Consider the following 23058-nt stretch of genomic DNA (forward strand, 5'->3'; position numbering starts at 1 on the left):
GCGCCACACGTGGTAGGGGCGTTACGGAGGATTTACCTTCCTCCTACGTTCAATGAAAGGTGCCGCCTGTGACACACGACCGACCAAGCGAGAACGATCCCCATGGGGGAGGCGCGCTGCCGGGTTCGGAAGCCGGTCTCCCCGGTCAGGCGGGGCCCCAGACCGACCGGATCGTGTTCGGTGTCACGGCGGCGCTCACCCTCGCCTTCGTGATCTGGGGGGCCACGGCGACCGACTCGCTCGAATCCGTCTCCACCAGCATGCTCAGCGGGCTGATGCACAACGGCGGCTGGGCGTTCATGCTCGCCGCCTCCGGCTTCGTCGTGTTCGCCCTCTGGCTCGCGATCAGCCGTTACGGCCGTATCCACCTCGGTGCGGAGGGTGAGGAGCCCGAGTTCCGCACCGTGTCCTGGGTCGCGATGATGTTCAGCGCGGGCATGGGCATCGGCCTGATGTTCTACGGCGTGAGCGAACCGCTGTCGCACTACTCGACGGCCCCGCCGGGCACGAACCCGGCCGACTCCGGTGAACGCATGGAGACGGCCATGGCCACCACCCTGTTCCACTGGACGCTCCATCCCTGGGCGATCTACGCCGTGGTGGGCCTCGCCATCGCCTACAGCACCTTCCGCAGGCGGCGCCGCCAGACCATCAGCGCCGTCTTCACCCCGCTCATCGGCAAGAAGCACGCCAACGGCACCGCCGGCCGGGTCATCGACATCCTCGCGATCGTCGCGACCATCTTCGGCTCCGCCGCCTCACTGGGGCTCGGCGCGCTCCAGATCGGCTCCGGTGTACAGGAGCTGGGCTGGATGGACAAGGTGAGCACCGGGCTGCTCGTCGCGATCATCGCGGTGCTGACCCTGGCCTTCGTCGCGTCCGCGATCTCCGGTGTGGAGAAGGGCATCCAGTGGCTGTCCAACACCAACATGGTGCTGGCGCTGGTCCTCGCCCTGTTCGTGTTCGTGGCGGGCCCGACCATCATCGTCCTCGACCTGCTGCCGACGTCGGTCTTCGCCTACCTCGGCGACCTGCCCCAGCTGGCCGGCCGTACGGAGGCCAGCGGCGGGGAGGGCGTCGCGGACTGGCTGGGCAGCTGGACCGTCTTCTACTGGGCGTGGTGGATCTCCTGGACGCCGTTCGTCGGCATGTTCATCGCCCGCATCAGCCGGGGCCGGACCATCCGCCAGTTCATCGGCGGCGTCATCCTCGTGCCCAGCACGGTCAGCCTGGTCTGGTTCGCGATCTTCGGCGGCTCGGCGATGAAGATGCAGGAGGAGGGGAGGCTCGGCAAGGAGGCGACCCCCGAGGGCCAGCTCTTCGACGTGCTGCAGCAGTTCCCCATCGCCACCGCCACCAGCCTGCTGGTGATGGTCCTCGTCGGCATCTTCTTCGTCTCGGGTGCCGACGCGGCGTCGATCGTCATGGGCACGCTCTCGCAGAAGGGCGCGCTCGAACCCGGCCGCCTCGTGGTGGTGTTCTGGGGCGTCGTCACCGGTGCGGTGGCCGCGATCATGCTCCTCGTCGGCAGCGGCTCGGGCGACGCGCTGACAGGCTTGCAGAACCTCACCATCCTCGCGGCGGCGCCGTTCGTCGTCGTGATGACCTTCATGTGCGTCGCCCTCATGCGCGATTTGCGCCGTGACCCGGTGATCGTGCGTGAGCAGATGGGTTCCGAGGCCATCGAGATGGCCGTCATGGCGGGCCACGAGAAGTACGACGGCGACTTCGAGTTCCGCGTCGGCCCGGGCGTCGGCCCGGACGTCGAGGGCGACCCCATCGGCAAGCACTGACCCGATCGACCGCCCTGCCGGATGCCCCCGGCCGGGGCGTCGGAGCCCGACGGCTCCGATGCCTCCGGCGGGGGCATCCGCCTTTGCCGGCCGGGGTGCTTCGGGCTCCCCGGCTGCCTTCGCCCCGGCCGTAGGGCGGTCAGCCGGGCTGCGGCCCGTCCCCTCCGTCGCACACCAGCCGCGCCGCCTCCTCCGCGCACCCCCATGCCACCGTGACGCCCGCGCCGCCGTGGCCGTAGTTGTGCACCAGGAGCCGGCCGTCCGGCAGGGCGTCACGGTCCAGCCGGACCGCGGGGCGAGCGGGGCGCAGCCCGACCCGGTGTTCCAGGACGCGGGCGGCGGCGATCTCCGGCCGCAGCGCCGCGCAGCGGCGGACGATCGCCTCGGCCGTCGCGGGATCGGGCTCCGGCGACCACGCGTCCTCCTCCGCCGTACCGCCGAGGACGAGCCCGCCCGGCTGCGGAAACATGTACGCGTAGTCCCCGGCCGCGTCGGTGGTGACGAGGAAGGTGTCGATCCCGGGGTTCTCCACGACCACCAGCTGCCCGCGCACGGGCCGCACGGACGGATCCGGCACCAGCTCACGCGCCCCCAGCCCCGTGCAGTTGACCACGACCGGCGCGTCGGCCTCCGCGAACGAGGACACCGTACGAGCCTCGACCACCCCGCCGGCCGTCACGAACCGCTCCCGCAGCCACGGCAGATGAGCCGGCATGTCGATCAGCGGCAGCCGTGCCCGGACACCCGTCCCCGCGTACTCCCCGGCCGTGGCAGGCCGCAGCCCCGGCACCCGCCCCGCCAGCCACCCGTCGACCTCGTCGAGACGGGTCTCGCCCAGTACCCCTTCGACCACGCGTACGCCGGTCGGTCGGGGCCGCGCCGCCAGCTCCTCGTAGATCTCCAGCGACCGCAGCGCCCACGCACGCGCGAGCGCGAGGGGCTCGATCCGGTACGGCCACCACAGCGCCCCCGCGACCGCTGAGGTGGTCGCCTCCACGGCGTCCCGCGTCCACACCCGCACCCGACGCCCGCGTTCGGCCAGCACCACCGCGGTCGTCAGCCCGACGACCCCGCCACCGACCACCAGGATCTCGTCACTTCCCTCGCCCGCCATGCCGGGACCGTAGCGGAATGTGTCATGCCGTGCTCACATCACGCGCAGTATGGGGATACTCACAGCATGTGTGCCGAATACGCGACCTTCGGCCTGGCACCCGCGATGCGGGCCGGCGGAGTTCTCCACGACGGTGGTTACCAGGTCCACCGGGACTTCGTGGACTTCATCGTCGACGGACGCCCGCTGCTGTTCCGGCTCTCCGACCTCGACGCGGTCTCCCCGCTCGCCTCCGACATCCCGCCCGCGATCTTCACCGCGCAGGTCCGCAGCCTGCTCCTGGAGAGCCCGGCACCCCTGCCCGGCGGCCGCTACGTCGTCTACGGCTGCCCCGAGTGCGAGGACCTGGCCTGCGGAGCCGTCACCGCGGTCATCCGGCGGGACGACGAGGACTTCATCTGGCGGGACTTCGCCTGGCAGACCGACGAACACGCCGACCTCGACCTCAACGGCTACCACGGTATCGGCCCGTTCCGCTTCCGCGGCGCCGAGTACCGGACGGCCCTGAGCGCCCTGCTGAACGGCTCCGCCCCCGACACCCGCCGCCGCGTCCTGCTGATCGGCGCCCGTGTCGCCGTCCTGGCCAAGCTCGCCGCGGCGTTACGGACCATCGGCGTCGGCGCGGACATCGCCCACGACGCCGACGGAGTGCCCGCCGACGAACTGCGCGGCTACGGCGCCGTCGCCTTCGGCCGCGCGACCGGCGAGCGGGACCGTGCCGCGGTCCGCCGCGCCTTCGAGGAGGCCGAGGTCCCCGTCGTCTACGTCGACGGCCTCGCCCCGATCGTCCCCCTGCTCGTCGCCCAGATCGAACACGCCCTGGACCAGGGCCCGGTGGCACAGCACCGCCTCACCGGCCTGACCGCCACCGACGGCGGGGCCGACATCGAGGTCACCTCCGCCTGCCGGGTCACCCTCACCGCGTACCGCCTCGACCGGCTCTCCCGCACCCACACCCACGAGGTCTTCGACGGCGTCCTCGAACCCGGCCGTCACCGCGTCTCCCTCGACGCCAGGGCGGTGAAGGGCCGGTCCTACGTCGTGGCGCGCACCTCCGGAAGGGTCCTGGTGACGGCGGTGACCCACTGAGCGGCCCATTAAAATCAGCGACCTGATGACTGCCACCCTCGTCGCCAAGAACCTCGCCGCCGGCCACGGCGACCGCTCCCTGTTCACCGGGCTCGACCTCGTCGTCGCGCCCGGCGATGTGATCGGCCTGGTCGGAGCCAACGGCGCCGGCAAGTCCACCCTGCTCAGGATGCTCGCCGGACTCACCGCACCCGAGCAGGGCGAACTGCGCCTGTCCCCGCCGACCGCCACCGTCGGACACCTTCCACAGGAGCCGGAGCGCCGGCCCGGAGAGACCGTCCGGGCGTTCCTGGCCCGCCGCACCGGCGTCGCCGAGGCGCAGCGGACCATGGACGAGGCGACCCAGGCCCTGGTCGACGGCGCCCCGGGCGCCGACGACGCCTACGCCACCAGCCTGGAGCGCTGGCTCGGCCTCGGCGGCGCCGACCTCGACGAACGCGCCGAGGAGGTCGCCGACTCACTGGGCCTCGCGATCGACCTGGACCAGCCCATGACGTCCCTGTCCGGCGGCCAGGCGGCCCGCGCCGGCCTCGCCTCCCTGCTCCTCTCCCGCTACGACGTCTTCCTCCTCGACGAGCCCACCAACGACCTCGACCTGGACGGCCTGGAACGCCTCGAACGCTTCGTGAGCGGCCTGCGCGCCGGCACGGTCGTCGTCAGCCACGACCGCGAGTTCCTCACCCGCACCGTCACCAAGGTCCTCGAACTCGACCTCGCCCAAGGGCAGATCAACCTCTACGGCGGCGGCTACGAGGCCTACCTCGAGGAGCGGGACGTGGCCCGCCGGCACGCCCGCGACGAGTTCGAGGAGTACGCCGACAAGAAGGCGGCCCTCCAGGACCGCGCTCAGACGCAGCGGTCCTGGATGGACAAGGGCGTGAAGAACGCGCGCCGCAAGGCGGGCAGCGACAACGACAAGATCGGCCGCAAGTTCCGCAGCGAGGCCAGCGAGAAGCAGGCCGCGAAGGCCCGCCAGACCCAGCGCATGATCGAGCGGCTGGACGTCGTCGAGGAGCCGCGCAAGGAGTGGGAACTGCGGATGGAGATCGCGTCGGCCCCGCGCTCGGGCGCCGTCGTCGCGACCCTGCGGGACGCCGAGGTGCGCCGCGGCGGTTTCGTCCTCGGCCCGGTGTCCCTCCAGATCGACTGGGCGGACCGGGTGGCGGTGACCGGCGCGAACGGCGCCGGCAAGTCCACACTGCTCGCCGCCCTGCTCGGCCGTGTCCCGCTCGACGCCGGACATGCCGCGCTCGGCTCGGGTGTGCTGCTCGGCGAGGTCGACCAGGCCCGGAAGCTCTTCCACGGCCAGGAAGCCCTGCTCGACGCCTTCCGCGCAGACGTTCCCGACACCGAACCGGCCGAGATCCGCACCCTCCTGGCCAAGTTCGGCCTCAAGTCGGAACACGTCCTGCGCCCCGCGGCGACCCTCTCCCCGGGCGAGCGCACGAGGGCCGCCCTGGCCCTGCTTCAGGGCCGGGGCGTCAACCTCCTGGTCCTCGACGAGCCGACCAACCATCTCGACCTGCCCGCCATCGAGCAGCTGGAGTCGGCCCTCGACGCCTACGAGGGCACGCTCCTGCTGGTCACGCACGACCGCCGCATGCTGGACGCGGTCCATGTGACGCGCCGCCTGGAGGTCGCGGACGGCAAGGTGACCGAGCGCTGACGGGGCAGGGGTGCGGGGAGCTGCGCGACCAGCCACAACGGCCCCGCAGCTCCCCACGGCCTCCCGGCGAAGCCGTCAGCGACGACCGTTCTTCGGATCGGCCAGGCCCGCACGGCGCAACGCGTCGGCCATCGCGCTGTTGGCGGGCGGCGGCGCCTGACGCGAGCCACCGCCACCGCCACCGCTGCTACGGCCGCCGCCACCACCACGCCCGCCCTGCCGCTGCTGCGGCGGACGCCCGCCTCGCTGCCGGCGCTCACCGGAACCGCCGCCCTGGCCCTGGGAGGCCGCCGCCTCGTCGTCCAGCCGCAGCGTCAGCGAGATCCGCTTGCGCGGGATGTCCACGTCGAGGACCTTCACCTTGACGATGTCCCCGGGCTTCACCACGTCCCGCGGGTCCTTGACGAACGTCTTCGACATCGCCGAGACGTGCACCAGGCCGTCCTGGTGCACGCCGACGTCGACGAACGCCCCGAAGGCGGCGACGTTCGTCACGACGCCCTCCAGGACCATCCCGGCCGACAGGTCGGCGATCTTCTCCACGCCGTCCTGGAAGGAGGCCGTCCTGAAGCCCGGACGCGGGTCGCGGCCCGGCTTCTCCAGCTCCTTCAGGATGTCGGTGACGGTCGGCAGACCGAACGTCTCGTCCACGAAGTCCTGCGGCTTCAGCGAGCGCAGCGCACCGGTGTTGCCGATGAGCGCGGCGACCTCCTGGCCGCTGGTCTTCACCATGCGCCGCACGACCGGGTAGGCCTCCGGGTGCACGCTGGACGAGTCCAGCGGGTCGTCACCGCCGCGGATCCGCAGGAAGCCCGCACACTGCTCGTACGCCTTGGGACCGAGCCGCGCCACCTTCTTCAGCCCGCCCCGGGACGTGAACGGCCCGTTGCTGTCCCGGTGCGCCACGATGTTCTCGGCGAGCCCGGAGGTGATGCCGGAGACCCGGGCGAGCAGCGGGGCCGACGCCGTGTTGACGTCCACGCCCACGCCGTTCACACAGTCCTCCACCACCGCGTCCAGCGAACGCGACAGCTTCAGCTCGGACAGGTCGTGCTGGTACTGGCCGACACCGATGGACTTCGGGTCGATCTTCACCAGCTCGGCCAGCGGGTCCTGCAGCCGGCGCGCGATCGACACGGCGCCGCGCAGCGACACGTCCATGTCGGGCAGCTCCTGCGAGGCGAAGGCGGACGCCGAGTACACGGAGGCGCCGGCCTCGGACACCATCACCTTCGTGAGCTTCAGCTCCGGGTGCTTGGTGATCAGCTCCCCGGCGAGCTTGTCGGTCTCGCGGGACGCCGTGCCGTTGCCGATGGCGACCAGCTCGACCGCGTGCTCCTTCGCGAGCCGGGCCAGCTTGGCGACGGCCTCGTCCCACCGGTTGGCCGGGACGTGCGGATAGATGACGTCCGTGGCGACGACCTTGCCGGTCGCGTCCACGACGGCGACCTTCACACCCGTACGGAAGCCGGGGTCCAGGCCGAGCGTCGCGCGCGTGCCCGCCGGGGCCGCGAGCAGCAGGTCACGCAGGTTGGCCGCGAAGACCCGCACCGCCTCGTCCTCGGCGGCCGTGCGCAGCCGCAGCCGCAGGTCGATGCCGAGGTGCACGAGGACGCGGGTGCGCCAGGCCCAGCGGACCGTGTCCTTCAGCCACTTGTCCCCGGGGCGGCCCCGGTCGGCGATCGCGAACCGGTTCGCGATGATGCCCTCGTACGAAGAGGGGCCGTCAGTGGCCTCCTCGGGCTCCAGAGCGAGCTCGAGCACCTCCTCCTTCTCGCCGCGCAGCATGGCCAGCACGCGGTGCGAGGGGAGTTCGGTGAACGGCTCGGCGAAGTCGAAGTAGTCGGCGAACTTCGCGCCCGCCTCCTCCTTGCCGTCCCGCACCTTGGCAGCGAGCCGCCCGCGCACCCACATGCGCTCGCGCAGCTCGCCGATCAGGTCGGCGTCCTCCGAGAACCGCTCGGTGAGGATCGCCCGGGCGCCGTCGAGGGCGGCCTGCGGATCGGCCACGCCCTTGTCCGCGTCGACGAACGCGGCCGCCGCGGCGAGGGGCTCGACACCCGGGTCACCGAGCAGCCCCTCCGCCAGCGGTTCGAGACCCGCCTCGCGGGCGATCTGCGCCTTGGTGCGCCGCTTGGGCTTGTACGGGAGGTAGACGTCCTCCAGGCGCGCCTTCGTCTCGGCGCCCCGGATGCGTGCCTCCAGCTCCTCGGTGAGCTTGCCCTGCTCGCGCACCGACTCCAGGATCGCCGCCCGCCGCTCCTCCAGCTCCCGCAGATAGCGCAGCCGCTCCTCGACGGTGCGCAGCTGCGCGTCGTCGAGCATCTCGGTCGCTTCCTTGCGGTAGCGAGCGATGAAGGGCACCGTAGAACCGCCGTCGAGCAGTTCCACGGCGGCCCTGACCTGCCGCTCCCGTACGCCGAGCTCCTCGGCGATCCTGCCTTCGATGGTCCCTGCGTTGATGGACCCGTTGGACCCGGGTGTCGTCACGATCCCGTACCGCCTTCTCCACTGAGGTTGCGCGGCAATTGTGGCAGGTGACACCGACACTCGGGGTCCAGGGCGGTACCCCCGGCAGGTCGCCGCCGGCCCTGGGTCAGGCCCTGCGGCTGCGGGTGGCGGACGAGGCCCCGCCGAAGAGCCGGGCCAGGGCCCGGAAGGGCAGGGTCACGACGGTGGCGATGGCGCCGCCGATCTGGCGCAGCACGTCTGCGATAGCACGGAACACGGTGTTTCCCCTTTCCTCTCCCGACCGCACCGATCGGGAGAGGCCGGGTACCTCACCAGCGCCTCACCATGCGTCACATCCTCAGCCCTTGCCGATCAGATCCGCCGGAAAGGCCCCGGCCACGAACGCGGCCTGCGCGAAACCGGCGCCCAGCTCGGTCAGCCGGGCCACGCCCTCCGGGCCCAGGTGCTCGTACGGGGCCCGGTCGAGCCGGTCCGTCTCCCGCTCGATCTCCTCGCGCAGGGCGACGCCCCGCTCGGAGAGCTCGCCGGCCGCGTCCAGCAGCCCGCGCTCACGCAGCCGGTCCGTCGCCGCGTCCCAGTCCTCCTGGCTCCAGCCCCGGGTGGTGAACACCCACTTCGGCGCCATGCCCTTGCCCGTCGCCGTGTGGGTCACCATCGCCTCGAGGCCGTCCAGGCCCGCGGCCATCAGGGCGGCCAGGTGCCCGTCGCCCCGGTGCTCGCGCAGCAGGGTCGCCGCGTGCCAGTACGCGAGGTGCGGCTCCTCGGGGACAGGCAGGTCGGCATGGGCGGCGTACAGCGGCCGCGCGCCGCGCGAACAGGCCTCCGTGGCGCGCAGCGCGAGCCGCGCGGCCTCGGCCATCTCCGCCGACGCCAGGGCCTCTTCGCCCAGCAGCCGGCGCAGGGTCGCGTCGACCGCACGCGCGCGTGCCGCCAGCACCTGGCCGGGTGCGGCGCTCTCCCACACCGCCGGCACATGCCGGGCCACCAGCTCGTACTTGTAGTTGTAGAAGGCCGCCGTCACCGCACCGGGCCCGACCGGTCCGAGGGCGGCGGCCCGCACGGCGAAGTTCACGGCGTGGGGATGGGTGATCCCGGCAGCGCCCACCTCCCGTCCCAGATCCGGCGAGAAGTAGTGCGTCGCGTGCAGGGAGTTGAGCACGTTCTGGCAGCGGCGGCCGGCGAGCGGCTCAAGGGCGGCAGTCGTCATGCCCGGCAGGTTACCAACCGCTTGGTATGCACTCCATGGCCGCACCGACCCAGGGCGCACCCATGGCATCTCATGGCAGGAAAGGTGGGAAACTCGTCATTGCGGCCCCACTCCGCGCCCGCGAAGAATCAACGGCATGGCCCAGCGCACCGTTCTCGCCGTCCTCTTCGACGGCGTGCAGAGTCTCGACGTCACGGGGCCCGTGGAGGTCTTCGCGGGCGCGGAGCTGCTCTCCCCGGGGACGTACCGGATCCGCACGGCCTCCCCGGGCGGCGCGCCCGTGCGGACCTCCAGCGGTCTGACCCTCGTACCCGACGAGTCCCTGGACGGCGCGTCCGACCCGCACACCCTGCTCGTCCCCGGCGGCCCGGGCTCCCTGAACCCCGACCCGCGCCTGGTCGACTGGGTGCGCGAGCACGGGCCGCGTGCCGTGCGTCTGGTCTCCGTGTGCACCGGTGCGGCCGTACTCGCCGAGGCCGGGCTCCTGGACGGCCGCCGCGCCACGACCCACTGGGCGTACTGCGACCAGTTGGCCCGCGACCACCCGGCCGTCGAGATCGACCCCGACCCCGTCTACGTACGCGACGGGCACATCGCCACCTCGGCCGGAGTCACCGCCGGCATCGACCTCGCCCTGGCCCTGGTCGAGGAGGACCTGGGCCGGGACGCCGCCCTGGCCATCGCCCGCCACCTGGTGGTCTTCCTGCGCCGCCCGGGGAACCAGGCCCAGTTCAGCGCCCAGCTCGAAGCCCAGACCGCTCACCGCGAACCCCTCCGGGACGTCCAGCGGTTCATCAACGAACGCCCGGACGCCGACCTCTCCGTGGAGACACTCGCCGCCCGGGCCCGCCTCTCACCCCGCCACTTCGCCCGCGCCTTCCGGGACGAGACCGGTATGACGCCCGGGCGGTACGTGGACCGGGTCCGCCTCGAACACGCCCGCCGTCTCCTGGAGGACACCACCGACGGCATCGAGGAGATCTCCCGCACCAGCGGCTACGGCACCCCCGAGGCCATGCGCCGGGCCTTCGGCAAGGCCCTCGGGACGCCCCCGGCCGAGTACCGCCGCCGCTTCCGCCCCGCCACCACGCCCTGAGCTCCGCACCCGACCGGAAGGGACCATCCCATGCAGATCGCCATCGTCCTCTACGACGGCTTCACCGCCCTCGACGCCGTAGGACCGTACGAGACCCTCGGCCGGGTACCGGACGCGCAGACCGTGTTCGTGGCGGAGCGGACCGGCCCGGTACGGAACGAGTCGGGGAACCTCGCGCTCACCGCCGACCGTACCCTGGCCGACGTGCCGAACCCGGACATCGTCGTAGTCCCCGGCGGACCGGGCCAGGTGACGCAGATGGAACACGAGCCAGTCCTGGACTGGCTGCGCGCCGCCGACGCGGGCACCACCTGGACGACGTCCGTGTGCACCGGCTCCCTGCTGCTCGCCGCCGCCGGACTCCTCCGAGGCCGCCGCGCGACCTCCCACTGGCTGGCCCTGGAGGAGCTGAAGCGCTTCGGCGCCGAGCCGACGGGGGAGCGGGTCGTCACCGACGGCAAGTACGTCACCGCGGCCGGCGTCTCCTCCGGCATCGACATGGGGCTGACCCTGCTCGGCCGGATCGCGGGCGACGACCACGCCCGGTTCGTCCAGCTCCTCACCGAGTACGACCCCCAGCCGCCCTACGACGCCGGATCACCGCAGAAGGCGCCCGCGCACGTCGTGGAACGGCTCCGGTCCTACGCCGACGTCAGCCAGGCGTAGGCACGCTCCAGCCGAACCGCGGCTGCCTGCGCTCCAGGAACGCGGCGACGCCCTCCGCGGTGTCGCCGCTGGCGCGCGCCTGACCGGCCCAGTGCGCGTCGCGGTCCGTACCGCCGTTCGCGAACTCCTTCGCCGCCGCCTGCGTCAGCTGCGAACGGGACACCAGGATCCGGGTGAACTCGGCGACCCGCTTGCCGAGTTCGCCCTCGGGCAGCACCTCGTCGGCCAGACCGGTGCGCAGCGCCCGATCCGTGTCGATCAGCTCACCGGAGAACAGCAGGTACTTGGCGGTGGCCGGGCCCACCAGGGACACCAGCCGCCTGGTCGAGGACGCCGGGTACACGATGCCGAGCTTCGCGGGCGTCACACCGAACAGCGCGCCCTCCTCGGCGAACCGCAGATCACAGGCCGCCGCCAGCTGCGCCCCGCCGCCCACGCAGTGTCCGCGCACCGCGGCCAGCGTCGGCTTCGGAAACGCGGCGAGCGCCTCCTCGGCCCGCACGGCCAGACCCTGGGCCTCCTCCGGCGAGCCCCGGAGCGTCGAGATGTCGGCCCCGGCGCAGAACGTCCCGCCCTCGCCGGTGAGCACCAGCGCCCGCACGACCGGATCCCCGGCAAGCCCCTCCAGCAGCGGCGGCAGCGAGCGCCACATCGCGGCCGTCATGGCGTTGCGCTTCTCCGGATGACGGATGACGACCGTCGCGACCGAGTCGGTCACGCTGTACAGCAACTGCGGCTCCATGCGCCGGATGCTATCCGGAAGGCAAACCCGTACAACCCGAATAGTTCGCCGAGACGGCACAACAGGGACAGGACCAGTCCCACAACTGACCGTGTCATACGCCAACGGTCAGAAGTGCTCGATACTTGCTGACTTCTGTTCAGCCCTGGGGTGCGGAGCGCATCGTTACCAACACTCGAGACGTGGCGACAATCGAGCGCGAGGGTGGCGACCGGACGATGGACGACGAGGGGCGTGGGTCCGGCCCACGTCCACAGGGCGGCGCGGTGCCCCTCGGGCCCGCGGATCCGCTGCCGTACGAGGGGGTCTGGCGGTTCACCGCGCCGGCGGTCGACGCCTCGGTCCCGCAGGCGCGGCACGCCGTACGGGACCTGCTGCTGCGTCAGGGCGTGCCGGTCTCTGACGACCTGGCCCAGGGACTGCTGCTGATCGTCTCGGAGCTGGTGACGAACGCCGTGAAGCACGCGGCGGTGCTGTCGCCCACCGTCGCCGTCGAGGTGGCCGTCGGGGCGGCGTGGCTGCGCGTGTCCGTGGAGGACAACCACCCGTACCGGCCCACCGCCCTGGAGGCCGACCACGGCCGGACCGGCGGCCGCGGGCTGCTCCTGGTGCGCGAGGTCACCCGGGAGGCGGGCGGCAGGTGTGAGGTCGAATACACCGCGAGCGGCGGCAAGGTGATCTGGGCCGCCCTGCCGCTCAAGCCCGCACCGTTCTCCTAGGGTCTGCCCGGCCCTGCGGCCGGGGCCCTCGTCACCAGCCGGCCGACGTGCCCGTCAGCTCCCTGATCGCCGGCCGGGCCGCGTCCAGGACCGTCATGAACCAGGACGAGAAGGTGTCCTTGGCATGCCGCTCCATCAGCTCGGGCGGGGTCACGAACGCCGTCGACGCCACCTCCTCCGGATCCGGCCGCAGCACGGCCTGCACCATGCCGACGAAGAGGTGGTTGTACTCCTGCTCCACAAGACCGGACTCCGGGTCCGGGTGGTTGTAGCGGACCGTGCCCGCCTCGGCCAGCAGCGACGGGGAGGCGCCGAGTTCCTCGAAGGTCCGCCGCGCCGCCGCCGCGAAGGGCGCCTCACCGGGGTAGGGATGGCCGCAGCAGGTGTTGGACCACACACCGGGGGAGTGGTACTTGCCCAGCGCGCGCTGCTGGAGCAGCAGCCGGCCGTACTCGTCGAAGAGGAACACGGAGAACGCGCGGTGCAGCTGTCCGGGTGGCTGATGGGCGGCGAGCTTCTCCGCGGTGCCGATCGTCACGCCGTCCTCGTCGACCAGTTCCAGCAAAATCGCGTCTGCGGTGCCGTTCGACGGGTTGTGCGTCGCGGTGGCAGGTGTGATCGGCATACCCATCCTTCACATCGGTCTTCGCGCCCCAAGTCTGCCGTACGAATCCGGCACTCCCGGCACTTCGCGGCGTGCCCGCATGTCCCCGCGCGACAGCGCGGAGCGCGGACGGCGCCGCTCGACGCCGGAAGAGGGACCCAGGAGCAGATCGTGCCCGTCGCGATGGGCCGAAAATCGTCCCTGCCGGTGCGGGGAGGGGCAGGGCGTGGGCGTGCGCCGTAGCGCTGCATCCCCCGGCGCACTCAAATCGGAATGCGCCCCACCAGCCCCGGACACCTCATCAGCCACACCTCAGTGGCAGAGGTGGGGCTCGTGCTCCGCGTGCCCGGTCGGCTCCAGCTGGAACGTGCAGTGCTCCACGTCGAAGTGGTCACCGAGGCAGCCCTGCAACTCGTGGAGCATCTTCTCGTGGCCTATCGCGTTCAGCGCCTCCGGGCTGACGACCACATGCGCCGAGAGCACCGGCATGCCCGAGGTGATCGTCCAGGCGTGCAGGTCGTGGACGTCCTCCACCCCGTCGGTCGCCAGGATGTGGGCCCGTACCTCCGCCATGTCGACACCCTTGGGCGCCGCCTCCAGCAGGACGTCCAGCGTCTCGCGCAGCAGCTTCCAGGTGCGCGGCGCGATCATCAGCGCGATGACGAGCGAGGCGATCGGGTCGGCGGCCTGCCAGCCCGTGAGCATGATCACCGTGGCCGAGACGATCACCGTGACGGAGCCCAGAGCGTCCGCCGCCACCTCCAGGAACGCGCCGCGCACGTTCAGGCTCTCCTTCTGGCCGCGCATCAGCAGCGCCAGCGACACCATGTTCGCGACCAGGCCGATCACACCGAACACGACGGTGAGCCCGCCCTCGGTGTCCGCCGGCGTGATGAAGCGCTGGACCGACTCGTACACGACGTACCCGCCGACCCCGAGCAGCAGCAGACAGTTGGCCAGGGCCGCGAGGATCTCGGCGCGCGCGTAGCCGAACGTGGCCCGGTCGCTGGGCGGCCGGTTCGCGAAGTGGATCGCGAGCAGCGCCATGCCGAGACCCAGCGCGTCCGTCGCCATGTGCGCCGAGTCCGCGACGAGCGCGAGCGAGTCCGCGAGCAGCCCGCCGACGATCTGGACCACCACGATGCCGAGCGTGATCGCCAGCGCGATCCGCAGTCTGCCGCGGTATGCCGAGGTCGCCGTACCTCCGGCCGGCGCCCCGTGCGTGTGCCCGTGATCGTGCCCAGCCCCCATGAAAGCCGCCTCCTGTGTCTGCCCGATGTCTGTCCGCTCGTGCCCGGGCACCCCAGTGAACTACGGGGAGGGGGTATGTGCAACGCGGCACTGAACACCGTTGTCATGTGCCCTGACCTGCGGAAACGATGTGCAGGTCAGGGCGCCCTCAGGGCGTCAGGAGCCGTGGTGCAGCAGCCAGCCGCGCCACGCCGACTCGGCCATCTCACGCACCCCGCGCCGCGCGGTCCAGCCGAGTTCCTCGGCCGCCCGGGTCGCCGAGGCCACCGCCCGCGGGGCGTCCCCGGGGCGGCGCTCCTCGACGAGGGGTGCTCGCCGGTCGCCGGTGACCTCGCCGATGACCGTGATGAGTTCGCGCACCGAGACACCCTCACCGCGGCCGATGTTGACCGTCAGATCGCCCGCGACGTCCCCGCCGGCGAGCCGCCGGGCCGCCGCGAGATGCGCCTCGGCCAGGTCGGCGACGTGAATGTAGTCACGGACGCAGGTGCCGTCCGGGGTCGGATAGTCGTCGCCGAAGATCCTCGGCGCCTCGTCGCGCGTCAGCCGGTCGAAGACCATCGGGACGATGTTGAAGACACCCGTGTCGGCCAGCTCCGGCGCGGCAGCGCCCGCCACGTTGAAGTACCGCAGACATACGGTGGAGATTCCGTGCGCACGGCCCGCCGCCCGCACCAGCCACTCACCGGTGAGCTTCGTCTCGCCGTACGGGTTCACCGGCGCGCAGGGCGTGTCCTCCGTGATGAGGTCCACACCCGGATCGCCGTACACGGCCGCCGACGAGGAGAACACGAAGCGCTCGATACCGGCCCCGGCGACCGCGTCCAGCAGGGTCGCCAGGCCCCCGACGTTCTCCCGGTAGTACCGCGTCGGCTGGTCGACGGACTCGGCGACCTGCTTGCGCGCCGCGAGATGCACCACACCCGTCACATTGTGCTCGGCGAACACCCGTTTGAGCAGCTCACCGTCGAGCGACGACCCCTCCACGAGCGGGACGTCGCCGGGGAGCCGCGCGGGCACCCCGGCCGAGAGGTCGTCCAGCGCGAGGACGCGCTCCCCGGCCTCGGTCATGGCCCGCGCCACATGTGCTCCGATGTAGCCGGCCCCGCCTGTGATCAGCCAAGTCATGGTCGCCCACCCTATGCCGCCACGACCGGGCCCCACGCGATGTCCCCGATGTCCGGTCTGGGGGGCGCGGTTTGTGGGGCGGGCCCCGGATCCACGATGATGATCGCGGCAAAGGCTTGTGCGAACCACGTTGATCGATCTGCCGAACAGGCGGTGAACGTGGCCTTCCCGGTATCCGATAGCCTCTGCCGACACGCCGCCCGGGAGCCACCGGAGCGGGCGCCCCCACCCAGCACAGCACTGGCGCGGACGCGTCGGGTACCAGGGAGTGAATTCGGTTGTCGACCGCCATCCTCACCGGTCAGCCGGTCCCCGGATCGTCGATCGAGGCCGACCTGCGGTCCCTCGGTTTCGACGTGCGGAGCGCGGCCGACACCGCCGAGGCCGAGACCCTGCTCGCCGCGGTGCCGGGCGAGGAGCGGGTCGCCCTGGTCGACGCCCGGTTCGTGGGGCATGTGCACGCGCTGCGGCTCGGTCTCACCGACCCCCGCTTCCCGCTCGCCGCGATCCCCGGCGCCGTCACCGCCCAGCACGCCGGCCGCCAGGCCCTCACCCGGGCGATGGCCCGCGAGAACTCCGCGGGCGGCGGCACCACCCTGGTCGACAGCCTCGCCGACCGCATCCTCACCGCCCTGGACACCGACGGCACCGAGGTGCACCGCCCCGAGCTGGGCAGCCTCGTCGCCGCCGTCCCCGCCGACCCGCAGGCCCGCAACGAGGCGCGGCAGTCGGTGGCGGACATCGACGACGAGGCCGTACGCCTGAAGTCGGCCGTGAAGTCCCGCGACGGCTTCTTCACCACCTACTGCATCAGCCCGTACTCCCGCTACATCGCCCGCTGGTGCGCCCGCCGCGGCCTGACCCCGAACCAGGTCACCACCGCCTCGCTCATCACCGCCCTCATAGCGGCGACCTGCGCGGCCACCGGCACCCGCGGCGGCTTCGTGGCGGCCGGCGTCCTGCTGATCGCGTCCTTCGTCCTGGACTGCGTCGACGGCCAGATCGCCCGCTACTCCCTGCAGTACTCCACGCTCGGCGCCTGGCTCGACGCCACCTTCGACCGGGCCAAGGAGTACGCCTACTACGCCGGCCTCGCCCTGGGCGCCGCCCGCGGCGGCGATGACGTCTGGGCCCTCGCCCTCGGCGCGATGATCCTGCAGACCTGCCGGCACGTGGTCGACTTCTCCTTCAACGAGGCCAACCACGACGCCACCGCCAACACCAGCCCCACCGCCGCCCTCTCCGGCAAGCTCGACAGCGTCGGCTGGACGGTCTGGGTGCGCCGCATGATCGTCCTGCCCATCGGCGAGCGCTGGGCGATGATCGCGGTCCTCACGGCGGCCACGACTCCGCGCATCACCTTCTACGCGCTGCTCATCGGCTGCGCCTTCGCGGCGACGTACACGACGGCGGGGCGGGTGCTGCGGTCGCTGACGCGGAAGGCACGGCGGACGGACCGGGCGGCGCAGGCGCTGGCCGACCTCGCGGACAGCGGGCCGCTCGCCCAGGGCCTCGCCGAGGCGCTCAAGAAGCCGGCCCGCAAGCTGCCGGGCTTCACGGCCCCCGTCATCGCCCTCCTCGGCGCTCTCGCCGTCGTCCTCACGGCCGCCCTGACCGGCTTCGGCGGACCCTGGGTGATCGTCGCGGCCGTCGCCTACGTCCTGACCTCGGGCCTCGCCGTCGCCCGCCCCCTCAAGGGCGCCCTCGACTGGCTGGTCCCGCCGTTCCTGCGCGCCGCCGAGTACGGCACCGTCCTCGTCCTCGCCGCCAAGGCCGACGTGAACGGAGCCCTTCCCGCGGCTTTCGGGCTGGTCGCCGCGGTCGCCTACCATCACTACGACACGGTGTACCGCATCCGCGGCAACGCCGGAGCGTCCCCGGCCTGGCTGGTGCGTTCCATCGGGGGGCACGAGGGACGGACGCTGCTCGTCACCGTCCTCGCCGCGCTGCTCACCGCCTCGCAGTTCACGGTCGCGCTCACGGTCCTCGCCGTGGCCGTGGCCCTGGTGGTGCTCTTCGAGAGCATCCGCTTCTGGGTGTCCGCAGGGGCGCCCGCCGTACACGATGAAGGAGAACCCGCATGATCGGCCTCGTGCTGGCGGCCGGCGCCGGACGGCGTCTGCGCCCCTACACCGACAGCCTTCCCAAGGCTCTGGTGCCGGTGGGTCCTGCGGGCATAGAGGGCGAACCGACGGTTCTCGACCTGACCCTCGCCAACTTCGCCGAGGTCGGCCTCACCGAGGTCGGCATCATCGTCGGCTACCGCAAGGAGGCCGTGTACGCGCGCAAGGAAGCGCTGGAGCAGAAGTACGGCGTCAAGCTCACCCTCATCGACAACGACAAGGCCGAGGAGTGGAACAACGCCTACTCCCTGTGGTGCGGGCGTGACGCCCTCAAGGACGGGGTGATCCTCGCCAACGGCGACACCGTCCACCCGGTCTCCGTCGAGAAGACGCTGCTCGCCGCCCGCGGCGACGGCAAGAAGATCATCCTCGCCCTGGACACGGTCAAGGACCTGGCCGACGAGGAGATGAAGGTCGTCGTCGACCCCGCCAAGGGTATGACGAAGATCACCAAGCTGATGGACCCCGCCGAGGCCACCGGCGAGTACATCGGCGTCACCCTCATCGAGGGCGACGCGGCCGCCGAGCTGGCCGACGCGCTCAAGACCGTGTGGGAGACCGACCCGCAGCAGTTCTACGAGCACGGCTACCAGGAGCTCGTGAACCGCGGCTTCCGTATCGACGTGGCGCCGATCGGCGACGTCAAGTGGGTGGAGATCGACAACCACGACGATCTCGCCCGCGGACGGGAGATCGCGTGCCAGTACTGACCCGGCTCATCCCCTCCCCGCTCGTCGTGGACATCCGCCCGGGTGCCCTCGACGACCTGGCCTGCGTCCTCGCCGACGAGCGCATCTCGCACTCCGGCCGCCTCGCCGTCGCCGTCAGCGGCGGCTCCGGCGCCAGGCTGCGCGAGCGCATCTCGCCGAGCATGCCCGGCGCCACCTGGTACGAGGTCGGCGGCGGCACCCTCGACGACGCGGTCCGGCTGGCGAGCGACATAAAGGCCGGCCACTTCGACGCGGTCGTCGGCCTCGGCGGCGGCAAGATCATCGACTGCGCCAAGTTCGCCGCGGCACGTGTCGGCCTGCCCCTGGTCGCCGTCCCGACGAACCTCGCGCACGACGGTCTGTGCTCGCCGGTCGCCACCCTCGACAACGACGCGGGCCGCGGCTCGTACGGTGTGCCGAACCCGATCGCGGTCGTCATCGACCTGGACGTCATCCGTGAGGCCCCGGTCCGTTTCGTCCGCGCCGGCATCGGTGACGCCGTCTCCAACATCTCGGCGATCGCCGACTGGGAGCTGGCCAACCGCGTCAAGGGCGAGCGCATCGACGGCCTCGCCGCCGCCATGGCCCGCCAGGCCGGCGAGGCGGTGCTCCGGCACCCCGGCGGCATCGGCGACAACGACTTCCTCCAGGTGCTCGCCGAGGCGCTGGTCCTCAGCGGCATCGCCATGTCGGTGTCGGGCGACTCACGGCCGTCCTCCGGGGCGTGCCACGAGATCAACCACGCCTTCGACCTGCTCTACCCGAAGCGGGCCGCCGCCCACGGCGAGCAGTGCGGACTGGGCGCGGCCTTCGCCATGTGGCTGCGCGGAGCGCACGAAGAGTCGGCCTACATGGCCGAGGTGCTGCGCCGGCACGGGCTGCCCGTGCTGCCGGACGAGATCGGCTTCACGACGGACGAGTTCGTCAGGGCCGTCGAGTTCGCACCGGAGACCCGGCCCGGCCGCTACACCATCATCGAACACCTCGACCTGAACACCGAACAGATCAAGGACATCTACGCCGACTATGTCAAGGCCATCGGTAGCTGAACTCCGCCCCGTCGTTCACCCCGCGGGGGTGAAGGACCGGCGCAGCGGTGAGCACTGGATGGGACGCCTCTACATGCGTGAGGTGTCCCTGCGGGTCGACCGCTACCTGGTCAACACCAGGGTCACGCCCAACCAGCTCACCTACCTGATGACCGTCTTCGGTGTGCTCGCGGCCCCGGCCCTGCTGGTGCCGGGGATCGCGGGCGCGGTGCTCGGCGTCGTCATGGTCCAGATGTATCTCCTGCTGGACTGCGTCGACGGTGAGATCGCGCGCTGGAAGAAGCAGTACTCGCTCAACGGCGTCTACCTCGACCGCGTCGGCGCCTACCTCACCGACGCCGCGGTGCTCGTCGGCTTCGGCCTGCGCGCCGCCGACCTGTGGGGCAGCGGCCGGATCGACTGGCTGTGGGCCTTCCTCGGCACCCTGGCCGCCCTCGGCGCCATCCTGATCAAGGCCGAGACCGACCTCGTCGGCGTCGCCCGGCACCAGTCGGGGAAGCCGCCGGTCAAGGAGGCCGCCTCCGAGATGCGCTCCTCCGGCATGGCGCTGGCCCGCAAGGCCGCCGCCGCCCTGAACTTCCACCGGCTGATCCTCGGCATCGAGGCGTCCCTGGTGATCCTGGTGCTGGCCATCGTCGACCAGGCCCGCGGTGACCTGTTCTTCACCCGGCTCGGCGTGGCGGTGATGGCGGGCATCGCGCTGGTGCAGACCCTGCTGCACCTCGTGTCCATCCTCGCTTCGAGCAGGCTGAAGTGAGCGGCATGAAGGTCGGCGCCGTCATCATCACCATGGGCAACCGCCCCGACGAGCTGCGCGCCCTCCTCGACTCGGTGGCCAAGCAGGACGGCGACCCCGTCGAGGTGGTCGTCGTCGGCAACGGCTCGCCCGTCCCGGACGTCCCCGAGGGCGTCCGCACCATCGAGCTGCCCGAGAACCTCGGCATCCCGGGCGGCCGCAACGTCGGCATCGAGGCCTTCGGCCCGGCCGGCCGGGCCGTCGACGTCCTGCTGTTCCTGGACGACGACGGCCTGCTCGCGAGCCACGACACCGCCGCGCTGTGCCGCAAGGCCTTCGAGGCCGACCCGAAGCTCGGCATCGTGAGTTTTCGCATAGCCGACCCGGAGACCGGCGTCACCCAGCGCCGCCACGTGCCCCGGCTGCGCGCCGCCGACCCGATGCGCTCCTCGCGCGTCACCACGTTCCTCGGCGGCGCCAACGCCGTCCGCACCCGGGTCTTCGCCGACGTCGGCGGGCTCCCGGACGAGTTCTTCTACGCCCACGAGGAAACCGACCTGGCATGGCGGGCCCTCGACGCGGGCTGGATGATCGACTACCGGTCCGACATGGTGCTCTACCACCCGACGACCGCTCCCTCGCGGCACGCGGTCTACCACCGCATGGTCGCCCGCAACCGCGTCTGGCTGGCCCGCAGAAACCTCCCCGCACCGCTCGTCCCGGTCTACCTCGGCGTGTGGCTGCTGCTCACCCTGCTGCGCCGCCCCTCCCGCCCCGCCCTGCGGGCCTGGTTCGGCGGATTCCGCGAAGGCTGGACGACCCCGTGCGGACCCCGTCGGCCCATGAAGTGGCGTACGGTGTGGCGGCTGACCCGGCTGGGCCGGCCCCCCGTCATCTGACAAGCTCGTAGTCCGGGAGTATCCGGGAGCACCCGGGCCGTACCCTGGCCCCCGGCTCATGCAGGCCCGCACAGGCCACGCATCTCGAAGACGAAAGTTTCCACTAGTGAGTGAGACAACGCACGATGCCCCGGTCGCGGTGAGCGCGTCCGCGGCGCCCGACGAGGGACTCACGGCGAGGGAGCTCGCCGCCAAGCACGGACTGAGCGTCAGCGGCGCCCGGCCGTCCCTCGTCGAGTACGTCCGTCAGCTCTGGGACCGGCGGCACTTCATCCTCGCCTTCTCCCGCGCGAAGCTGACCGCCCAGTACAGCCAGGCCAAGCTCGGCCAGCTGTGGCAGGTGGCCACACCGCTGCTGAACGCGGCCGTGTACTTCTTCATCTTCGGCCTGCTCCTGGAAGCCGACCGGGGCATGACCCGCGACGTGTACATCCCGTTCCTGGTCACGGGCGTCTTCGTGTTCACCTTCACGCAGAGCTCGGTGATGGCGGGAGTGCGCGCGATCTCCGGCAACCTCGGCCTGGTCCGCGCCCTGCACTTCCCGCGCGCCTCCCTGCCGATCTCGTTCGCGCTGCAGCAGCTCCAGCAGCTGCTGTTCTCGATGATCGTGCTGTTCGCCATCACGATCGGCTTCGGTCACTACCCCGACCTGTCCTGGCTGCTGATCGTTCCGGTGCTCCTCCTGCAGTTCTGCTTCAACACCGGCCTCGCGCTGATCATGGCCCGTGCGGGCGCCAAGACCCCGGACCTCGCGCAGCTGATGCCGTTCGTGATGCGGACGTGGATGTACGCGTCCGGTGTGATGTTCTCCATCCCGATCTTCCTCGAGTCCAAGCCGGCCTGGATCTCGAACGTCCTGCAGTGGAACCCGGCCGCGATCTACATGGACCTGATGCGCTTCTCCCTCATCGACGACTACAGCTCCAAGTACCTGCCCGACCATGTGTGGGCGGCCGCGGGCGCCTGGGCCGTGCTCTTCGCCCTCGGTGGGTTCGTGTACTTCTGGAAGGCGGAGGAGAGGTACGGCCGTGGCTGAGCAGAAGCAGGACGCCAAGATCCCCACCGTCGTCGCGGACGACCTCCACATCGTCTACCGCGTCAACGGCGCCAAGTCCGGAAAGGGCAGCGCCACCGCCGCCCTCAGCCGCATCCTGAAGCGGGGCTCCGACGACACGGCGCGGGGCGTGCGCAAGGTGCACGCCGTACGCGGCGTCTCCTTCGTGGCGTACCGCGGCGAGGCCATCGGCCTGATCGGCTCCAACGGCTCCGGCAAGTCGACCCTGCTGCGCGCCATCGCCGGTCTGCTGCCCGCCGAGCAGGGCAAGGTCTACACCGACGGCCAGCCCTCGCTGCTCGGCGTCAACGCGGCCCTGATGAACGACCTCACCGGCGAGCGGAACGTCATATTGGGCGGGCTCGCCATGGGCATGTCCCGCGAGGAGATCAAGGACCGCTACCAGCAGATCGTCGACTTCTCCGGCATCAACGAGAAGGGCGACTTCATCACGCTGCCCATGCGCACCTACTCCTCCGGCATGGCGGCCCGGCTCCGCTTCTCCATCGCCGCGGCCAAGGACCACGACGTCCTGATGATCGACGAGGCCCTGGCCACCGGCGACCGCAAGTTCCAGAAGCGCTCCGAGGACCGCATCCGGGAGCTGCGCAAGGAAGCCGGCACGGTGTTTCTGGTCAGCCACAACAACAAGTCGATCCGCGACACCTGCGACCGCGTCCTGTGGCTGGAGCGCGGTGAGCTGCGGATGGACGGCCCCACCGACGAGGTGCTCAAGGAGTACGAGAAGTTCACCGGCAAGTAGACCGGATCGGCCAGGGCCCCGCCGCAACTGTTCCGGCGGGGCCCCGCGTCTGCAAAGGAAACGTCAACTCCGGTCCATCTCAGGAAGCTTGGGGCCAATCGGTGTGTTCTCGTGATGTGCGGGACACCCTGGCGGACCGCGACACGTTGTACAACGTAAGCTGTACAGGTCCCGAAA

General features: G+C 71.5%; 21 protein-coding genes. 13 read left to right on the plus strand and 8 right to left on the minus strand.

The genetic code is table 11. From position 1 onward, the window contains the following. The first annotated feature begins 68 nt into the window (after positions 1-68). Positions 69-1793 carry a BCCT family transporter gene (locus ACZ6I3_RS05745; RefSeq protein WP_469412025.1) on the plus strand — a complete coding sequence of 575 codons (1725 nt, stop codon included), beginning with the start codon at positions 69-71 and terminating at the stop codon, positions 1791-1793. 139 nt (positions 1794-1932) lie between these two features. On the opposite strand, the gene ACZ6I3_RS05750 is transcribed toward ACZ6I3_RS05745, so the two are convergent. Next, positions 1933-2907: an FAD-dependent oxidoreductase gene (locus ACZ6I3_RS05750; RefSeq protein ID WP_469412026.1), complete on the minus strand. Its 975-nt coding sequence runs from the start codon at positions 2905-2907 to the stop codon at positions 1933-1935. A gap of 66 nt (positions 2908-2973) precedes the next feature. Here ACZ6I3_RS05750 and ACZ6I3_RS05755 point away from each other — a divergent pair, with 66 nt between their 5' ends. Then, a complete protein-coding gene (locus tag ACZ6I3_RS05755; protein ID WP_469412027.1) occupies positions 2974-3996 on the plus strand; it encodes an oxidoreductase in 1023 nt (340 codons plus the stop codon). A 25-nt stretch (positions 3997-4021) separates the two neighbouring features. Beyond that, on the plus strand, positions 4022-5662 hold the full coding sequence (locus tag ACZ6I3_RS05760; protein ID WP_469412028.1) for an ABC-F family ATP-binding cassette domain-containing protein: 1641 nt from the start codon (positions 4022-4024) through the stop codon (positions 5660-5662). Positions 5663-5737: 75 nt separating this feature from the next. On the opposite strand, the gene ACZ6I3_RS05765 is transcribed toward ACZ6I3_RS05760, so the two are convergent. The 3 genes from ACZ6I3_RS05765 to ACZ6I3_RS05775 all read right to left on the minus strand — a co-directional run bounded on the left by ACZ6I3_RS05765 (position 5738) and on the right by ACZ6I3_RS05775 (position 9341). Beyond that, positions 5738-8152, minus strand: coding sequence for a Tex family protein (locus ACZ6I3_RS05765; RefSeq protein WP_469412029.1), 2415 nt, complete (start codon positions 8150-8152; stop codon positions 5738-5740). 106 nt (positions 8153-8258) lie between these two features. Beyond that, on the minus strand, positions 8259-8390 hold the full coding sequence (locus ACZ6I3_RS05770) for an LPFR motif small protein (RefSeq protein ID WP_276327110.1): 132 nt from the start codon (positions 8388-8390) through the stop codon (positions 8259-8261). An 81-nt stretch (positions 8391-8471) separates the two neighbouring features. Then, entirely contained in the window at positions 8472-9341 is an 870-nt protein-coding gene (locus ACZ6I3_RS05775; protein ID WP_469412030.1) for an SCO6745 family protein, read from the minus strand. Positions 9342-9477: 136 nt separating this feature from the next. On the opposite strand from ACZ6I3_RS05775, the gene ACZ6I3_RS05780 reads away from it, so the two are divergent. After that, a complete protein-coding gene (locus ACZ6I3_RS05780; protein ID WP_469412032.1) occupies positions 9478-10437 on the plus strand; it encodes a GlxA family transcriptional regulator in 960 nt (319 codons plus the stop codon). Between the two features lie 30 nt (positions 10438-10467). After that, on the plus strand, positions 10468-11103 hold the full coding sequence (locus ACZ6I3_RS05785; protein ID WP_469412034.1) for a DJ-1/PfpI family protein: 636 nt from the start codon (positions 10468-10470) through the stop codon (positions 11101-11103). Here the strand turns inward: ACZ6I3_RS05785 and ACZ6I3_RS05790 are convergent. Beyond that, entirely contained in the window at positions 11090-11845 is a 756-nt protein-coding gene (locus ACZ6I3_RS05790; RefSeq protein WP_469412035.1) for an enoyl-CoA hydratase/isomerase family protein, read from the minus strand. The two genes, ACZ6I3_RS05785 and ACZ6I3_RS05790, sit on opposite strands and share 14 nt — an antisense overlap. Before the next feature lie 218 nt (positions 11846-12063). On the opposite strand from ACZ6I3_RS05790, the gene ACZ6I3_RS05795 reads away from it, so the two are divergent. Next, positions 12064-12564, plus strand: coding sequence for an ATP-binding protein (locus tag ACZ6I3_RS05795; protein ID WP_469412473.1), 501 nt, complete (start codon positions 12064-12066; stop codon positions 12562-12564). A gap of 31 nt (positions 12565-12595) precedes the next feature. Here the strand turns inward: ACZ6I3_RS05795 and idi are convergent, their stop codons facing one another. The 3 genes from idi to galE all read right to left on the minus strand — a co-directional run bounded on the left by idi (position 12596) and on the right by galE (position 15547). Continuing rightward, positions 12596-13189, minus strand: coding sequence for an isopentenyl-diphosphate Delta-isomerase (gene idi, locus ACZ6I3_RS05800; RefSeq protein ID WP_469412037.1), 594 nt, complete (start codon positions 13187-13189; stop codon positions 12596-12598). Between the two features lie 291 nt (positions 13190-13480). Beyond that, complete coding sequence (locus ACZ6I3_RS05805) at positions 13481-14419, minus strand: cation diffusion facilitator family transporter (RefSeq protein ID WP_469412039.1); 939 nt, start codon at positions 14417-14419, stop codon at positions 13481-13483. A 156-nt stretch (positions 14420-14575) separates the two neighbouring features. Further along, positions 14576-15547 (minus strand): UDP-glucose 4-epimerase GalE, encoded by a 972-nt coding sequence (gene galE / locus ACZ6I3_RS05810; RefSeq protein ID WP_469412042.1) that lies wholly within the window; start codon positions 15545-15547, stop codon positions 14576-14578. A gap of 278 nt (positions 15548-15825) precedes the next feature. Between galE and ACZ6I3_RS05815 the strand changes: the two genes are divergently transcribed. The 7 genes from ACZ6I3_RS05815 (at position 15826) to ACZ6I3_RS05845 (ending at position 22881) form a co-directional block, all read left to right on the plus strand. Further along, entirely contained in the window at positions 15826-17631 is a 1806-nt protein-coding gene (locus ACZ6I3_RS05815) for a DUF5941 domain-containing protein (RefSeq protein ID WP_469412043.1), read from the plus strand. Beyond that, positions 17628-18380, plus strand: coding sequence for a phosphocholine cytidylyltransferase family protein (locus ACZ6I3_RS05820; protein ID WP_469412045.1), 753 nt, complete (start codon positions 17628-17630; stop codon positions 18378-18380). The genes ACZ6I3_RS05815 and ACZ6I3_RS05820 overlap by 4 nt, the downstream gene beginning before the upstream one ends. Further along, the gene (locus ACZ6I3_RS05825) at positions 18368-19429 is read left to right on the plus strand and encodes an iron-containing alcohol dehydrogenase family protein (RefSeq protein WP_469412047.1); all 1062 of its coding nucleotides are present in this window, start codon (positions 18368-18370) and stop codon (positions 19427-19429) included. Before ACZ6I3_RS05820 ends, ACZ6I3_RS05825 begins: the two co-directional genes overlap by 13 nt. Continuing rightward, positions 19407-20186 (plus strand): CDP-alcohol phosphatidyltransferase family protein, encoded by a 780-nt coding sequence (locus ACZ6I3_RS05830; protein ID WP_469412049.1) that lies wholly within the window; start codon positions 19407-19409, stop codon positions 20184-20186. Before ACZ6I3_RS05825 ends, ACZ6I3_RS05830 begins: the two co-directional genes overlap by 23 nt. Before the next feature lie 5 nt (positions 20187-20191). After that, entirely contained in the window at positions 20192-21064 is an 873-nt protein-coding gene (locus tag ACZ6I3_RS05835; RefSeq protein WP_469412474.1) for a glycosyltransferase family 2 protein, read from the plus strand. Between the two features lie 106 nt (positions 21065-21170). Then, entirely contained in the window at positions 21171-22100 is a 930-nt protein-coding gene (locus tag ACZ6I3_RS05840) for an ABC transporter permease (RefSeq protein WP_469412051.1), read from the plus strand. Beyond that, positions 22093-22881, plus strand: a complete 789-nt coding sequence (locus ACZ6I3_RS05845) for an ABC transporter ATP-binding protein (RefSeq protein WP_469412052.1) — start codon at positions 22093-22095, stop codon at positions 22879-22881. The genes ACZ6I3_RS05840 and ACZ6I3_RS05845 overlap by 8 nt, the downstream gene beginning before the upstream one ends. Positions 22882-23058 lie beyond the last annotated feature (177 nt).

It is taken from the genome of Streptomyces sp. NPDC041940 (assembly GCF_055589465.1).

Bases quoted from the DNA above. Each gene is read 5' to 3' on its own strand.
- ACZ6I3_RS05750 (WP_469412026.1), bottom strand. From the start codon at position 2,907: ATGGCGGGCGAGGGAAGTGACGAGATCCTGGTGGTCGGTGGCGGGGTC.
- ACZ6I3_RS05755 (WP_469412027.1), top strand. From the start codon at position 2,974: ATGTGTGCCGAATACGCGACCTTCGGCCTGGCACCCGCGATGCGGGCC.
- ACZ6I3_RS05760 (WP_469412028.1), top strand. From the start codon at position 4,022: ATGACTGCCACCCTCGTCGCCAAGAACCTCGCCGCCGGCCACGGCGAC.
- ACZ6I3_RS05775 (WP_469412030.1), bottom strand. From the start codon at position 9,341: ATGACGACTGCCGCCCTTGAGCCGCTCGCCGGCCGCCGCTGCCAGAAC.
- ACZ6I3_RS05780 (WP_469412032.1), top strand. From the start codon at position 9,478: ATGGCCCAGCGCACCGTTCTCGCCGTCCTCTTCGACGGCGTGCAGAGT.
- ACZ6I3_RS05785 (WP_469412034.1), top strand. From the start codon at position 10,468: ATGCAGATCGCCATCGTCCTCTACGACGGCTTCACCGCCCTCGACGCC.
- ACZ6I3_RS05790 (WP_469412035.1), bottom strand. From the start codon at position 11,845: ATGGAGCCGCAGTTGCTGTACAGCGTGACCGACTCGGTCGCGACGGTC.
- ACZ6I3_RS05795 (WP_469412473.1), top strand. From the start codon at position 12,064: ATGGACGACGAGGGGCGTGGGTCCGGCCCACGTCCACAGGGCGGCGCG.
- idi (WP_469412037.1), bottom strand. From the start codon at position 13,189: ATGCCGATCACACCTGCCACCGCGACGCACAACCCGTCGAACGGCACC.
- ACZ6I3_RS05805 (WP_469412039.1), bottom strand. From the start codon at position 14,419: ATGGGGGCTGGGCACGATCACGGGCACACGCACGGGGCGCCGGCCGGA.
- galE (WP_469412042.1), bottom strand. From the start codon at position 15,547: ATGACTTGGCTGATCACAGGCGGGGCCGGCTACATCGGAGCACATGTG.
- ACZ6I3_RS05820 (WP_469412045.1), top strand. From the start codon at position 17,628: ATGATCGGCCTCGTGCTGGCGGCCGGCGCCGGACGGCGTCTGCGCCCC.
- ACZ6I3_RS05830 (WP_469412049.1), top strand. From the start codon at position 19,407: ATGTCAAGGCCATCGGTAGCTGAACTCCGCCCCGTCGTTCACCCCGCG.
- ACZ6I3_RS05835 (WP_469412474.1), top strand. From the start codon at position 20,192: ATGAAGGTCGGCGCCGTCATCATCACCATGGGCAACCGCCCCGACGAG.